This window comes from Draconibacterium sp. IB214405 (assembly GCF_033963885.1).
Taxonomy (GTDB): Bacteria; Bacteroidota; Bacteroidia; order Bacteroidales; family Prolixibacteraceae; genus Draconibacterium.
The window spans coordinates 953,112-967,388 of the sequence record NZ_JAXBMA010000001.1 but is presented as its reverse complement, the minus strand read 5'-3'; the positions used below and the strand labels follow the sequence as shown (position 1 = coordinate 967,388).

12 protein-coding genes are annotated in these 14,277 nt (G+C 40.5%); 3 read left to right on the top strand and 9 right to left on the bottom strand.

Going from position 1 to position 14,277, the window contains the following annotated elements; all coding sequences use genetic code 11:
• The first annotated feature begins 280 nt into the window (after nt 1-280).
• Nucleotides 281-1,027 (top strand): sulfite exporter TauE/SafE family protein, encoded by a 747-nt coding sequence (locus SLH46_RS03585; RefSeq protein WP_320279780.1) that lies wholly within the window; start codon nt 281-283, stop codon nt 1,025-1,027.
• Nucleotides 1,027-1,734, top strand: coding sequence for a class I SAM-dependent methyltransferase (locus tag SLH46_RS03580; protein WP_320279779.1), 708 nt, complete (start codon nt 1,027-1,029; stop codon nt 1,732-1,734). The genes SLH46_RS03585 and SLH46_RS03580 overlap by 1 nt, the downstream gene beginning before the upstream one ends.
• Before the next feature lie 63 nt (nt 1,735-1,797).
• Here the strand turns inward: SLH46_RS03580 and SLH46_RS03575 are convergent, their stop codons facing one another.
• Nucleotides 1,798-3,087: a hypothetical protein gene (locus SLH46_RS03575; protein ID WP_320279778.1), complete on the bottom strand. Its 1,290-nt coding sequence runs from the start codon at nt 3,085-3,087 to the stop codon at nt 1,798-1,800.
• Nucleotides 3,088-3,242: 155 nt separating this feature from the next.
• Here SLH46_RS03575 and SLH46_RS03570 point away from each other — a divergent pair, with 155 nt between their 5' ends.
• The gene (locus tag SLH46_RS03570) at nt 3,243-3,674 is read left to right on the top strand and encodes an FKBP-type peptidyl-prolyl cis-trans isomerase (RefSeq protein ID WP_320279777.1); all 432 of its coding nucleotides are present in this window, start codon (nt 3,243-3,245) and stop codon (nt 3,672-3,674) included.
• Between the two features lie 137 nt (nt 3,675-3,811).
• Here SLH46_RS03570 and SLH46_RS03565 read toward each other — a convergent pair whose 3' ends face one another.
• The 8 genes from SLH46_RS03565 to nadB form a co-directional block, all read right to left on the bottom strand.
• Nucleotides 3,812-5,938: a peptidylprolyl isomerase gene (locus SLH46_RS03565; RefSeq protein ID WP_320279776.1), complete on the bottom strand. Its 2,127-nt coding sequence runs from the start codon at nt 5,936-5,938 to the stop codon at nt 3,812-3,814.
• A 163-nt stretch (nt 5,939-6,101) separates the two neighbouring features.
• A complete protein-coding gene (locus SLH46_RS03560; RefSeq protein ID WP_320279775.1) occupies nt 6,102-7,367 on the bottom strand; it encodes a hemolysin family protein in 1,266 nt (421 codons plus the stop codon).
• A 7-nt stretch (nt 7,368-7,374) separates the two neighbouring features.
• Complete coding sequence (gene lptC / locus SLH46_RS03555; protein WP_320279774.1) at nt 7,375-8,040, bottom strand: LPS export ABC transporter periplasmic protein LptC; 666 nt, start codon at nt 8,038-8,040, stop codon at nt 7,375-7,377.
• 4 nt (nt 8,041-8,044) lie between these two features.
• Complete coding sequence (locus SLH46_RS03550) at nt 8,045-9,688, bottom strand: tetratricopeptide repeat protein (RefSeq protein WP_320279773.1); 1,644 nt, start codon at nt 9,686-9,688, stop codon at nt 8,045-8,047.
• Between the two features lie 33 nt (nt 9,689-9,721).
• Nucleotides 9,722-11,002: a hypothetical protein gene (locus tag SLH46_RS03545; RefSeq protein ID WP_320279772.1), complete on the bottom strand. Its 1,281-nt coding sequence runs from the start codon at nt 11,000-11,002 to the stop codon at nt 9,722-9,724.
• On the bottom strand, nt 10,986-11,720 hold the full coding sequence (locus tag SLH46_RS03540; protein ID WP_320279771.1) for a type III pantothenate kinase: 735 nt from the start codon (nt 11,718-11,720) through the stop codon (nt 10,986-10,988). Before SLH46_RS03540 ends, SLH46_RS03545 begins: the two co-directional genes overlap by 17 nt.
• Complete coding sequence (gene nadC / locus SLH46_RS03535) at nt 11,720-12,565, bottom strand: carboxylating nicotinate-nucleotide diphosphorylase (protein ID WP_320279770.1); 846 nt, start codon at nt 12,563-12,565, stop codon at nt 11,720-11,722. The genes SLH46_RS03540 and nadC overlap by 1 nt, the downstream gene beginning before the upstream one ends.
• Nucleotides 12,566-12,569: 4 nt before the next feature.
• A complete protein-coding gene (gene nadB / locus SLH46_RS03530) occupies nt 12,570-14,141 on the bottom strand; it encodes an L-aspartate oxidase (protein ID WP_320279769.1) in 1,572 nt (523 codons plus the stop codon).
• Nucleotides 14,142-14,277: the final 136 nt, after the last annotated feature.

Below are 14,277 nucleotides of genomic sequence, written 5' to 3'. Positions count from 1 at the left end.
AGTTAACAGAGGTTAAAATCCTGCTTTTGTGAAAGTTATGGCACACGCTTTGCATATATGTAAGTAGTTGCATATGTTGTAAGCAACATGTTTTAAATTGAGTGACTAAGATGATTGAGAATAAGGCTTAGGCCTTAACATGGTTTTTGTTTTTTGTTTTTTTGAGAGGGTAGGTCCTACCTTCGAATTGTTAGCTAGACTGGTCCCGCATTGGCGGGACCTTTTCTTTTCTCCCCTGTTTCATATTTATTACTACATTAGCGGTTTAGCGCTATTTACTATGCTCGAACTTGACTTTTCAATTCTTCAGTGGATTTTATTGGCAGTATGCGGAATGCTTGTTGGCATGTCGAAAGTTGGTGTGCCCGGTGTATCGATGCTGGTTGTGCCAACCCTGGCATTAATATTTGGCGGGAAAGCCTCGACAGGAATTTTGTTGCCCATGTTAATGATGGCCGATCTTTTTGGTGTTGGCTATTATCATCGTCATGCTGAATGGAAATACCTGTGGAAACTGCTGCCCTGGGCTTTTGTTGGAATTGGCATCGCCCTGTGGGTTGGCGAAGTTGTAAACGACACCTGGTTTAAAAACATAATTGCCATTTTGGTTTTTCTGTGTATTGGTCTTATGCTTTGGCGCGACCGCAAAAAAGGACAAAACCTGTTCCCCGATACCTGGTGGTTATCGGCACTAATGGGTGTTTTAGGTGGTTTTGCAACAATGATCGGCAATGTAGCAGGTCCGATATTTGCCATCTACCTTTTGGCAATGCATTTACCCAAAAACAGCTTTATTGGCACCGGAGCCTGGTTTTTTCTGATCGTTAATTTCTCGAAATTCCCCTTACATATTTTTGTATGGAAAACCATTAACCTGGATACACTTACACTCGATTTAATGCTTTTACCTGCCATTGCAATCGGTGCTTTTGCAGGTATTAAACTGGTGCAAAAAATATCTGACAAACTTTACCGAACTGCAGTAATTATTGTAACCGCCCTGTCGGCATTTTTACTCTTAATCTAATGGAACAGCTAAAACAATTTTTTGAGGACAAGTCAATCCAAACCTTATTGGATGTTGGAACCGGAAGTGGAGACTTTATTACCGTTTTAAAAGAAACATTCGACAAAACCAAATTCACTGGGATCGATCCGGATAAAAGCTCGTTGGAAGAAGCCGCAAAAGTACATCCCGATGTTGAATTCATGAACATGACCGGCGAGAAATTGGAATTTGCGGACTCTACTTTCGATGCTGCAAGCATTTCAATGGCCATGCACCATTTACCCGATGTGCAACTTACGTTTAAAGAGATGCAGCGCGTAGTAAAACCGGATGGCTGGATTATTGTAAACGAACTGTTCAGCGACAACCTGAATCCTGCACAGGAAGTACATAAACAAATGCACCATTTCAGAAGTACGATCGACCGGTTAAATGGTGTTTGCCACAATGAAACGTTTACAAGAGCTGAAATTACTGAAAAGATTGAAAAGGCAGGATTGAAAATTTACACCGCCTTTAACAACGATAAAGCACTTGTATCTCCCACCGCGGAAGAAATTGCTGAACGAAAAGATAAACTCACGGAAATGCTCGAGCAAGTTAAGGACAAGCCCGAATACGATCAACTAAAAAATCAAATTCCGGCAATTGAAGCAGCATTAAAACAACATGGTTTCCAGATGGCAACACGAGTTGTTGTTATTGCGAAGGTTGAAAAAGATTGAAAAGAGATTAATGTAGATTGATCCTAAAAACTAGCGACTCGCAACTCGAGACTAGCAGCTCTTTTACAGCCTGTTATTCACGATGTTATTATAGATCGATCCAAATTGCACGCGAATACCAACATTAGCGCCCACCTCAAACGACGATGGTAACTGTACTTTATTAAGCAGAACATCCTCTAACGAAATTTCACCTTTAGGAAGGTAGATCTGATCGTGTACATTTTCTACAGTAAAGCCCATTCTTACAGAAAGACCACGTACAATACGAACCGAGAGATCAGTATCAAAAGTTATTCGGTTCTTCCGCCAGTCATGCATATAATTTGTTGCATTTAAACCGGCCTGTACTTCACCCCAGGTTTGCACAATCTGCAAATCAAGACGTAAGGATTGCTCCCACAGACTTTCTTCCATTTTATCGTATATCGATTCTTCGTAGTAACTCATCCACTCCGGCCCAATATAATAAGCAATGGTAAACACTTTACGGTCCGAAACATCCCACGGAAAGATATTGTATTCAACGGCCGGTTTTACCGACATCGAATACTTTGTGTTGCGATAATTGCTGTTATAAAAACTACCGAATAATCCGGTTGACCATCGCGATGACAAGCTTTTTACGGCACTCGACGAGGCATAGGTTGAGGTATTATCCGAACGATACTCTACTCCATCGCTCGTATATTTTTTGGTATTTACCGAACGGCGTGCATTGTTTCTAATCCTGATATCTTCAGTTACTTTATCGGCACGCGCATTAAACGAATAATTGTAATTCGTTTTACTTTCTTCGAGGTTAACGCGACCACTAACATCGCCCCTGAATGTCCAGTTGTGCCACGGATCTTCAACCGGTTCAGCCTTCCCTACTTCCTCATCGCCCCGGTAACGAAAACTTAGCTGATTGGAAGCTTTTGTCTGGTTTACAAAAGGCATTAATCCCAGCGATAATGCATCTTTTAATTTCCGGCGTTGTTCTTCATTGGTATCGTCGGCGATCGTTGTACAGGTTATTGTAAAGTCGCTAAAATTCTCAAAAGTTAAGTTGTTATACATCAAAGAGTACACCATTCCTCCGGAGCCGCTTGTCTGGTTATTTATAATTATATGGACATCGGCCACGGCAGGATCATTCACAAAATCGGCAAAACGCATGTTTCGTCGCATGTAATCCATATCGAGCCGCACACCCTCGATATACACTTTTATTTTTGCGTCGCGTTTGCTATACGACAGTGAGCCACGACTTTTAATTCGAATATCTTTTTCAGGATTATCGGCAGCAAAAGTTTGAATAAATGCAATACAGATAAACAATATAGAAACAGTAAAAAAGCGAAATATCATTTTGGTCCTCCTTATCAGGTTTTCAGTTGGTTGGAAAGAAGTTAAAAGCTTAAACAGTGCGCTAAAGATAAAATTTCGACTGCAATAAATAAAACATATAAGCAGTTTTTGCGATTTTCGTTTACTTTGTGTTAACGGTAAAAAGCTTGGAACAAATGGCACGCAGAGAGAAAAAAGCAAGAAGTAAAGGATCGGCCGGAAATAACAGAAAATCGGGTGAAGATTTTTTAGTGAATAACAAACAAAAAGCCGGTGTTACAGAAACCGCCAGCGGTTTACAATACCTGATTGTTGAAGAAAAACAAGGCCCCAAACCCGGTCTTTTCGACACGGTAAAAATTCATCAACGTGCCTTGCTGCTCGATGGTAAAATTCTGGAAGATACTTATCGCCAAAACCAGCCCGACGAAGTTAAAATTGAAGAACTAATAGAGGGTTTACAGGAAGGTTTACCTATGATGAGCGTTGGCAGTCGCTATAAATTCTGGGTGCCTGCCGAACTGGCCTGGGGCCGCAAGGGAACGGGAAATAAAATTCCGCCAAATGCGGTGCTGAGTTTTGATATTCGTTTAGTGGAAATTTGCTGATAGTCACTCTGTCCTTCTCTATTTACCGCGAGACATTTTAACCCGGTTAACACCAGGATTCCCCAATTCTGATTCCATAGAAAAAGAAAAAGCCGCCCCAAACGGAACGGCTTTCAATATCTTTAGAGAGCTATCTACTAATAGAATTTCGCTCTTTTGTCTTCAATTTCAACCGAGTTGCGGTGTACATTAAACACCTCGGCTCCAACACGGTAAGTATTTGTTTGTGCCAAACGCATTTTTTCAGCGGCCACATCAACACCCATACCTTCGTTAACCGATGTAGGCATTACAATATAAACTCCGTTGTTTCCGGCAATTGGTGCTGAAATTTTGTCAACATCAAGTGCTGCTACAGTTCCAACAACTGCAGGTTCAAGACCCATTCCTGGAACAGAATAAGAGTTAAAGTTAACACCTGTTGCATTCAGAACTTCGGAATCAAGTGTTGCTGCAACACTTTCAAGATCGCTGCTTCCACTTAACGCAGTTTTTGCTTTTTCAATCAACAATTCAGCTTTTTTCTCTTTTGTAACAGCCAGCTCAACACGTGATTTAACGTTCTCGAAAGGAGCAATACCTTCTTCTGTTACACTTGCTAAAATAGCCACTACAAAGTTATCGCCTAATTCAAAAATTCTCGAGTCCTGGTTGTTGGTAAGAATATCGTTAACCTCAGCTTCGTAAGCCGCTCTGATAAGTGGACGTGCATTTTCCAAACCAACAATGTTACGATCGCTTTCGCCAACATTAGCTACACGTTTTGTAAGGTTTTGCTCGCTAACAGCGGTATTAAATGCTTCTGCACTTGGATTTTCGCCTGAAAACTGGCTTGCCTGTGCGTAAACATTCTGGTAAGTTTTAGTACTTGGTACCACGTTGCGTGTAAGGTAAGCTACCTGCACCTGACGGGTAAGTTTACCACGTTTTGTAGTTTGAATCAGGTGAAGTCCGTATTGTGTTGGAACGATAGTTACACTGTCAGTAGTATTTTCGAATGCAACATTTTCAAAAGGTTTTACCATTTGACCGCGCTGGAACCATCCCAAATCTCCACCGTTAATAGCAGAACCCTGGTCGGCTGAATTTGTACGCGCCAATTCAGCAAATGAAGCACCGTTTTCAATCATTGTTTTCAAACTGTCTGCCAATTGTTGAGCGGCAATCAATTCAGCCTGAGTAGTAACCTGCAATAAAATGTGGCGGGCTTCTACTGAATCCGGCATCATTTCTGATTTGTACAGTTTTGCAAGAGTAAAGGCCTCGCCGTCTTTGTATGGTCCGTAAACCTGACCAACTTCGGCCCCTTCGTCGAAAATCCATGCGCCAACAGCTTCTGGAAGATCTTCTTTTTTATCCCATGCATCGTTAAAACTGATATCCGAATTTGTATTAATAAACTGAACGGTGTTTTCCGATTCTTCAAGATCCGATTTAATAGCGGTGATCCACTCTTCGGCTTCAGCAAAATCTTTTTCCGAAGGCTCTACAGGAAAAGCAACATACTCAATTCTTCTGCTTGCTTCAGATTCGTATGTTTCTTTGTGTGCGCTGTAATAATCTCTCAAATCTTTATCTGTAACAGTAATATCGTCGTCGGAAACACTGCTGTGTGGTAAAGCAATATAATCGAAATTAACTGATTTACTTCCTGCAGTTGCACTTGCTTCGGCTTGCTCGCCGGTAACATACATACCTTTCGCCACCATGTTGGCGTATTTTCCTTGTGTACGTTCTTCAACAATCTGCTGCTCGATGTTTAACCAGTATACACGTTGATCGGCAGCAACTGCTCCTTGTTCCATTCCTTTCAGGAAACGAACTACAGCCGCACGATCGAACTGACCAGTTTCTGGATTGCTAAATATTTGACGAACAATTTGGTGAGGATTTGATCCTTGGAGCATATCGAATAACTCGTCTGCGCTTACTTCAATTCCAAGATCTTCATAAGCCTCTCCCATCACTATCTCAGCAATTTTACGTTGCCAAGCCTGTTCACGAACCTGTGCCCAGGTGTTATCATCTAACTGATTTTGTCCGTAGTTTTGCTTGAATATTTCTCCTAACTCTTCTACTTCCTTCTGAAAATCAGGATACTGAATTGATTCCCCATCAATTACTCCTACTTCTAAACGGTTTCTCTGGAACATTGACGAACCTCCCTGCAATAAATCGCCAAGGATAAACGCTGCCAATGAAAGACCGATTACAATTGCTACCAATAATCCTGCTTTCGTTCTAATTTTTTGTAACGTTGCCATTGATTTACAGTTATTTTTAAGTCTAAATCTTTAATTTTTTTCGAGCTACGAAGATAACAATTTTAACTGTTTTACCTCTAATATTGAACATTTTTTGCGACATCATCGAAGCCACTCTGAATATTCTTATTTACAGCATGTTACAATGGATGTTTTTAACGAATTAATCGTCGAGAAGTTTGAGCTTTACCAATTCAATTTTGGTATTTGTTGCTTTTAGGATTTTAAACTGGAACTTTTCGATTTTGATGACACTGTTTACTTTAGGGATACTTTCGTGGTGATAAAGTATTAACCCGGCAAGTGTTTCAAATTCTTCACTCTCGGGCAGGTCGAGAAAATAGTTTTCGTTCAGGATATCGATTTCAGCGCGGGCAGAAAACACAAATTCGGTATCGCTGATTTTCTTCTCCACAATACCTTTAATGTCGTGTTCGTCTTCAATTTCGCCAAAAATTTCCTCCAGAATATCTTCACTGGTAACCATTCCGGCTGTTCCTCCAAATTCGTCAACCACAATGGCGATACTGCGGTGTTCCTGAATAAACGAACTCAGCAGCTTGTTTGCGGGCATGGTTTCGGGTACAATCTGAACACTTTTTATAAACGGATCGATGGTTTCAGGATTCCGAAACAGCATCGAAGAATGTACATATCCTATAATATTGTCGATATTCTCGTTATAAATCAATATCCGCGAATAACCGGTCTCCACAAATTTTTGGCGAATATCACTTATCGATGCACCGGTTTCCATCATTTCAATTTCGGTGCGCGGAATCATAATTTCACGCAGTTTTACTTTTGAAAAATCGAGCGCATTTTTAAACAGTTTGATCTCGGTTTCAACAAATTCCTTTTTTTCGATATTCAGCCCATCGTTTTCGCTGATAAACTCATCAAGATCGATTCTTCTGAACACCTGATTTTTATCCTCGTTGTTTGGTTTTGTCTTAAAAAAGTTCTTTAAAAGGAAATTGGTGATGCCCATTGAGAACCGTGAAATCGGATAAAAAATTACATAAAAGAATGCGAGCGGAAGTGCAAAAATGTTTAACAAAGAATTAGGGAAGATTCGGAATAAAGTTTTAGGTAAAAACTCGGCCAACAACAAAATTATAAAGGTTGAAATTATGGTTTGCAGTAACAAAACCAACGATTCGGATTGAATGGAATTTTGTAAAACCGGCTCCAATACGGCAGCAAAAGCAATACCGTAAACAACCAACGCAATGTTGTTCCCAACCAACATTGTAGCAATATACTGTCCACCGTTTCCGGTAAGAAATTTTAATAGTTTCGAGCTAAACGGATCAGATTGTTTATCGAGCTCGAGGCGGAGTTTATTCGCTGAAACAAATGCAATCTCCATTCCGGAAAAGAAGGCCGAAAGAATGATTGTGATCAGAATCAGCAAATATGAATTCATAATGGTGTTAGTTAAATTTTAACGGATCTTTTGGTGGTGGTGTTGTTTTTACCGATTTACTCACACTGTCAGCCTGTTTAACATTTTGATCGGCCTGAGCATTTGTTTTATTATTATCAACCGTAACAGTTACAAAACCTTTCGGGTTTTTAATCGTCCAGTTTGTCATATTTTGGTCGGATGTTAATCCGGTACCGGTAATCACTTTATCGGCACTGATAATTTGTACGAATTCTTCGGTAAAAATTGTTTCATTCTTTTGGTCGTAGATAAGGTGTTCGGTTTTTAACGAGTCACCCTTTTCGTTGGTTACCACCACATTATTTTTGGCTTCCCACTTTTCTTCTTTAATAAATTCCTTGGCATAATCGGCCTCAATACTGGAAGTTATTTTATGGTTCTCGTTGTACCTTATTAATAAAAGTCCTTCTGGAAATTCGTGAAAAGTTTTTCCGTCGTTCTCAAAACGAAGTAGTTTTTTTGCTTTTAAAAAGAAGCGCACGGTACCGGAATCAGTATTGAGTGTTTCGAAATTGGTGGCCTCTAATATTGGTAATTCTTCGGGGGAACCAAAAGCTTTAATCTTTTCTATGTCGTTTTTCTTACAGGCAAAGAAAAGTATTGCAGTTCCCAACACGAGAACTGCAATACGAAATGATTTTATGATGTTCAATATTTTAGAAGCGAACTTTTGTGTTTTCATTTATCCAACCTCCTACGTGATAGGTGCTACCTTCCTGGAGTCCTTCCATAAATGCTTCTTCCTTATTCGGGAAATATTTTTTGTAATCTCTTAGTTTTTCTGCTGCTTCGATTGAGCAGTCTTCGCCGCGACGTGCTTTTGCAAAATAGTCGCATGCTAACCAGAATACTGCTGATTTTTCCATTGCTGTTCCTTCGAATTTAGAAGAAGCTGTTGCATAAATGTTACCAATCAGCATGTTTGCATCACATAAATCAGGATCCAATTCCAGCGCTTTTCTTGCGTCGTTACGTGCTCCTACATAGTTTCCGTCTTTTGCAAAACGAATTAAACCACGCTCGTAATGATAGGTTGCTTTAAGTTTTGGATCTGTTTCCTGATCGATAGCCATTTGATAATACTCTCTGGCCTTTTCTGTTTCATCATTTTTCAGGAATCGACGTGCCATGTTAAACGCTGCTTCGGCTGAAGGATCAAGCTCATACAAACGCTCTGTTGCAATACCGAAAAGTTCAGTTTCAGTACATTTAGCTCTACCCAAACGACGTAGCATTGATTTAATCCACTCTGCATCACTTGAATTCTCCTGGTACTGTGGAGCGTAAATATTTACTAAGGCCTCGCAATCGGCAGCACCCGATTTACCGAAAATATTTTCGATATAAGGCATTACTGTTTCCTGCGTTTGTTGCACTTTGCTCTCATCTTCGTTTGCTGCAATAATAGCATTCCCAATTGAAGTACACTCTTCGTAATTTTTAACTACTTGTTCTTTTGGCAATTCACCTAGCTTAAACAAAGCAACGGTAGTTTGCATATACAGTAATAATACAGGTGGTTCAGTATTTTCACCCTGAAGCTGAACTGACTCAGACAACCATTCGTAACCCGATTTGTGAATCGTTTTTAAAGCGTCTCCTTCAGGTGCATTGTCTCTTTCTGCGCTAAGTTTGTATTTCAACCATGAAGTACCTTTTCTACCTAACACATAACCACGCTCGCCAAAATACTTTATTCTTTTGTCATACAATTTCATGTACAAATCAATGTATTTATCACGCTCTGCATCAGTTGCTGCATTTTCGATGAGGTTTTCATACATCTTTCCACCATGAATATAAATATTTGTGGTCGACTTAGGATATTGATTGTATAGCTTCTCCCAGTGGGGCATCGCTGATTTAAAATCATTTTGTTTGAAAAACTCTTGCTCTAATGAAAGTTCATTAAGAAAATCTCTATTCTGAGCTTTCATCAATTCTTCCAACGAACTCAGGTTAACATCGCCGCTTTCAACCTCGTCTCCATCTCCTGATGGTATGCTTCCGGTGAATGCAAAATCGAAAACATCGCCTGATTGACCTTCGATGTTTAATCTTTTTCTTTCGTCAATAAAAGTAAAGTTGATGTACTTTGATTTTGCATCAGCTTCAACTTCGTATTTACCATCAAAACTGGTCATCATGCTTCCGCCTTTGTGGGCTTCAACATTAATTCCAGCTGCCGGTTCTCCATCCATATAAACAGTTCCTTTAATCACTCTCTGCGCCTGTGCAACCGTAATACCGACCATTACAACTGCTGCCATCAAAAGAGTTATGCGTAAAATAGCTTTCATAATGAGTTTTATTTGTTTTTCCTTTTTTGATTTTTATTCAATCTTGCGTTGCATAAACCACAAATCGTGTAAACTAACGCTTAAATTAACTTTTGCATATTTTTCGAGCACCAAATTGTGCTCTTTTGTCCCTCTTTGTCCAAACTCTGCTCCCACATTAAGTGTTGAGTTAGAGCGATACATTGGTATTCCGACACCAAAACTTATGCCAAAGTCGTTTATATGTTGCCCGGCAAAGGTGTGGTAAGTCTGCTCGTATTTAAAACCAGCGCGATAAGCAACACGGTTAATAAAACTTCTGATCGAAAACTTATCCGGAATCCACTCAGCCCCAATCGCAAATTTATTTAAATCTGTCAGAAAATTACTTTTGCCACCTAAGAATTCCGCGTTTGCCCATCCTTCGTGGTAATAATCAACGTTAATTTCATACACATTTTCTTTGGCAAACGACAATCCTGTGCCAAAGGTCATCGGGAAAACCATCGATCCGCGTTGCTCTTCCTCGTAATGCAAAGTGTCCTGATCCAGCGTTCCTCCGTACGAAAGGTTCTTCTGAATAATATCGGATACAAAGTCGGTATATTCAGGCGAACTTGCATACACCAAACCTAATGTTAAACTTTTATCATCTTTCATCGGCAGTGTTGCCTGAAGTCCTAAATCTAAACCAAAGTCACGAATTCGGAGTGTCGAATAACGTTGCACATTATAAAACGATGGATCGGCAAAGGTAACCTCAGTGTTTCGGTTTAGTTGCCCAAAACGATAGTTCAGGTTCATACCCACCGAAACATTTTTTATTGGTTCAATCGCCAAACCCCATTTTGCATTCGATATTGTTCCTGCCCCATAGTAGGTAGTATACACGTTACCAACATTATCCATGTCGGCAACCGATGTTACATAATAACCTACATCAGAATAGGGCGACAAACTCAGGCTTGTTGCCATCCATTCTGTTAGCCGGAAACTCATCGCAAAATATTTGAAATTTACATCATTCGACTGCATACTGTTATCATCAGTATAGTACTTGGCAAATTTGCCTTCCAGGCCGAATTCGAATAAAAAATTAAGCGAATCAAGCGATGTTAAACTTGCGGGGTTAGCCACATTTATCTGCATACTGTATCTGCTTGCCAAACTAGCTCCTCCCATTGCAGCCGAACGCCCCAATGAATAGGGTTGCAAATCACCTAATCCGTAACGCGAATATGGCGATGTGGTACTATTATTAAATTGTGCAAACAATACAGCCGGGATAAATAATAACCCGGCAATTAAAAAACTTACTCTACTTCTTCTCCCCATTATGTTGTAAAATGCGGTTTAAACCTAAGCTGGTTAAATTAAAGTGTACAAAGAAAGAATTTTTTAATTTGTAATCAAAAAATTCAGCATCGCCCCCGGTTATAATAACTTTTAAATTATCATAAATTTCCTTAAATGAGGCGATTGCGCCATCAACCTCAAATACAATACCATGTTGCACACCGGCCCTAATTGCCTGCTCGGTTGTTTTACCAATTAGTTCTTTCAATTCTCCCTTTTCTACTTTTGGGAGTTTACCTGTAAACTGGTTTAGTGCTTTATAGCGCATTTCCAAACCAGGAGAAATATTGCCACCAAGATATTTGCCCTCTGCTGTTAGCAAATCAAAAGTTATCGCCGTTCCGGCATCGATTACCAAAACATTAAAACCCGAATACAAATGATAAGCTCCCACCACTGCGGCAATCCTGTCTTTACCAAGCGTATCTTTTGTATGGTAGCAGTTTTCGATGGGCAAAGCCGTTGCCGGCCCCAATTCAACAAAGGTTTTAAATTCGTTGGATAAAGCATTTTTCAGCTCAGCTGAATAATTTGTTACCGACGAAAGAATTGCTTTGTCAAGCCCGGTATATTCCTTTTTTAGTTCTTTTATAATTGAAGGCAAAAACTCATCAACCGAAAAAGTGTCGAGCACCTCGTCTCGGTTGCAGACCGAATATTTGGTCCGGGTATTGCCGATATCAATCACAAGATTCATTAGTCAATAATACGCTGACTGATATCAAGCGCTTTTACCGAATGTGTTAATGCACCAATCGAAATATAATCAACTCCGGTATGTGCCACCTTGCTAATTCGTTTGATGGTCATATTCCCCGATGCTTCAATTTTTGCACGACGATCAATAATTTCCACACACTCTTTCATCATCGACGAACGCATATTATCCAACATGATAATATCAACGTCGGCAGCCAAAGCTTCTTTTACCTGATCGATGGTGGTAGTTTCCACCTCGATTTTGATACTTTTTGGAATCCGTTTACGAATAGCTTCAACAGCTTTTGTAATGCTTCCGGCAACCTGAATGTGGTTATCTTTAATCATTACCATATCGTACAATCCAAAACGGTGGTTCGATGCACCTCCCATTCTAACTGCATACTTATCGAGGTAACGGTATCCCGGAAGTGTTTTTCTGGTATCCAGAATCTCAACTTTTGTACCTTCAATTTCTTTCATACAAAGGTTGGCATAACTTGCAATACCCGATAAACGCTGAAGGAAATTCAATGCTTTACGTTCGCCGCTTAACAATGCACGGTAGTTGCCTTTAAATTCGGCAATAATATCTCCGGGCACAACGTGACTTCCGTCGGGCATGTTTACATTCCATTCCAGGTTTTGGTCGAATTTTCTGAAAACCATTTCAGCTACTTCCAAACCGGCAACAACACCTTCTTCTTTGGCAACAAACTGTGCGGTTTTTACATCGTTGCTATCAATAAGGTTGTTGGTAGTAATGTCTCCGTCGCCAATATCTTCGGCGTACGCCATGTCGAATAAAACTTCGGCCGATTTTAATGTTTTCTGATCCATCATAGCTTTACTTTCTTATGGGTTCAAACTCTATGTTTTTGTTTTTTTGTTGAATAATATGTGTCTTAAAATCAGGATTCTCCTTTTGGAAATCTTCCCGGATATGTCCGCCGCGACTCTCTTCGCGAACCAGTGCCGATTGCGCAATGAGTTTACTGATAACCGACATGTTCCTGATCTTAATTAAATTGTATTCGTTGTTATCGTTTTCGAATTCGGCAGCAATTTCTGAAAAGCGGTTAAACGCAGTTTCCAGGTCTTCCCGGTTTCTGACAATACCCAGTTTTTCGGACATAATTTGTGCCACCTCGTTCTGATATTTCAAAAATAATTGCTCGTTATTTGCATCCAGCGTAATCGGTTCCGGATCTTCGGGCAATTGCTCCGATGCAACCAGTTTTGCAGCTTTTACGCTTGCACGTTTCCCAAACACCAAACACTCGAGCAAGGAATTACTGGCCAAACGATTGGCGCCCATCACTCCGGTTGATGCAGCCTCGCCGCAAACAAAAAGACCCGAAATATTTGTTTCTGCATCGAGATTGGTACGAATTCCGCCAACCATATAATGTGCTGCCGGTGCAATTGGCAATCGGTCTTCAGTTAAATCGAAACCAAACTCCTTTAAATGCCTGTCGATATTTTTAAACCGGTTCCTGATCTTTTCCTTATCCAAATGCTTTAATGACAAAAAGATATGATCCTGACCGGATTTTTGAATCTGGCGAAAAATACTGTAAGCCACCACATCGCGCGGAGCAAGCTCGGCCAGCGGGTGAATATCTTTCATAAAACGCTCGCCTTTGGCATTCAACAACCACGCACCTTCTCCACGAACGGCCTCGCTAATCAGGTAAGCTTCTTTACCCGGCAAGTATAACGCCGAAGGGTGAAACTGAACAAATTCGAGATCGGCCAGACGGGCGCCGGCATCATACGCCAAAGCAATTCCATCGCCGGTTGCTGTGTGCGGGTTGGTTGACCGGGCAAATACCCGCGACAAACCACCTGTTGCAACAATTACGGCTTTTGTTTTAAAAAGTATGTTCTTGTTGGTTTTAAAATCGTAAGCCTGAATGCCCACGATTGCGTTGTTGTGTTTAAGTATTTTTACCGCCACAACATATTCAAATGCCTCTACATTCTTTGTTTCCCGAATCAGGCGCAGTTTAAAACAGGTCAACTCTTTTCCGGTTGCATCGCCGCCGGCATGTAAAATCCGCCGTTTGGTGTGCCCTCCTTCCAGACCAAGGACAAATTCGCCGTTTTCTTTATCGAATTGCATACCCAAATCGATCAATTCCTGAACACGCTCGCGACCCTCGTTAACCAGTATTTCAACGGCATCATTATCGCAAATTCCACGACCTGTAACCAAAGTATCTTGTGCATGTTGCTCAGGCGAATCGTCGTCGGCAATAGCTGCAGCAATACCTCCCTGGGCATAATAAGAATTACTAACATCGAGCTGCGACTTGGTAACTATCGCAACGCGTCCGTATTTTGAAGAGTGATAAGCGGCCGACAGTCCTGCCAGCCCACTTCCTATTACAACCGTATCAAATTCAAGTACTTGCATCTGTTATATATGCTTCCTGCAAACGAGCGTGCAAAGTTAGCATTTCTTTTAAGCAAATACCTAAATTTTATCACTTTGGTTTTACTTTACGCTTACAAAGTGGCACTTTGCTACGAGAAACAAAAAAATGAATTCA

What these genes read in the sequence shown, in the direction of transcription:
- SLH46_RS03585 (WP_320279780.1), top strand. Translation starts at nt 281, where the DNA reads ATGCTCGAACTTGACTTTTCAATTCTTCAGTGGATTTTATTGGCAGTA.
- SLH46_RS03580 (WP_320279779.1), top strand. Translation starts at nt 1,027, where the DNA reads ATGGAACAGCTAAAACAATTTTTTGAGGACAAGTCAATCCAAACCTTA.
- SLH46_RS03575 (WP_320279778.1), bottom strand. Translation starts at nt 3,087, where the DNA reads ATGATATTTCGCTTTTTTACTGTTTCTATATTGTTTATCTGTATTGCA.
- SLH46_RS03570 (WP_320279777.1), top strand. Translation starts at nt 3,243, where the DNA reads ATGGCACGCAGAGAGAAAAAAGCAAGAAGTAAAGGATCGGCCGGAAAT.
- SLH46_RS03565 (WP_320279776.1), bottom strand. Translation starts at nt 5,938, where the DNA reads ATGGCAACGTTACAAAAAATTAGAACGAAAGCAGGATTATTGGTAGCA.
- SLH46_RS03560 (WP_320279775.1), bottom strand. Translation starts at nt 7,367, where the DNA reads ATGAATTCATATTTGCTGATTCTGATCACAATCATTCTTTCGGCCTTC.
- SLH46_RS03550 (WP_320279773.1), bottom strand. Translation starts at nt 9,688, where the DNA reads ATGAAAGCTATTTTACGCATAACTCTTTTGATGGCAGCAGTTGTAATG.
- SLH46_RS03545 (WP_320279772.1), bottom strand. Translation starts at nt 11,002, where the DNA reads ATGGGGAGAAGAAGTAGAGTAAGTTTTTTAATTGCCGGGTTATTATTT.
- SLH46_RS03540 (WP_320279771.1), bottom strand. Translation starts at nt 11,720, where the DNA reads ATGAATCTTGTGATTGATATCGGCAATACCCGGACCAAATATTCGGTC.
- nadC (WP_320279770.1), bottom strand. Translation starts at nt 12,565, where the DNA reads ATGATGGATCAGAAAACATTAAAATCGGCCGAAGTTTTATTCGACATG.
- nadB (WP_320279769.1), bottom strand. Translation starts at nt 14,141, where the DNA reads ATGCAAGTACTTGAATTTGATACGGTTGTAATAGGAAGTGGGCTGGCA.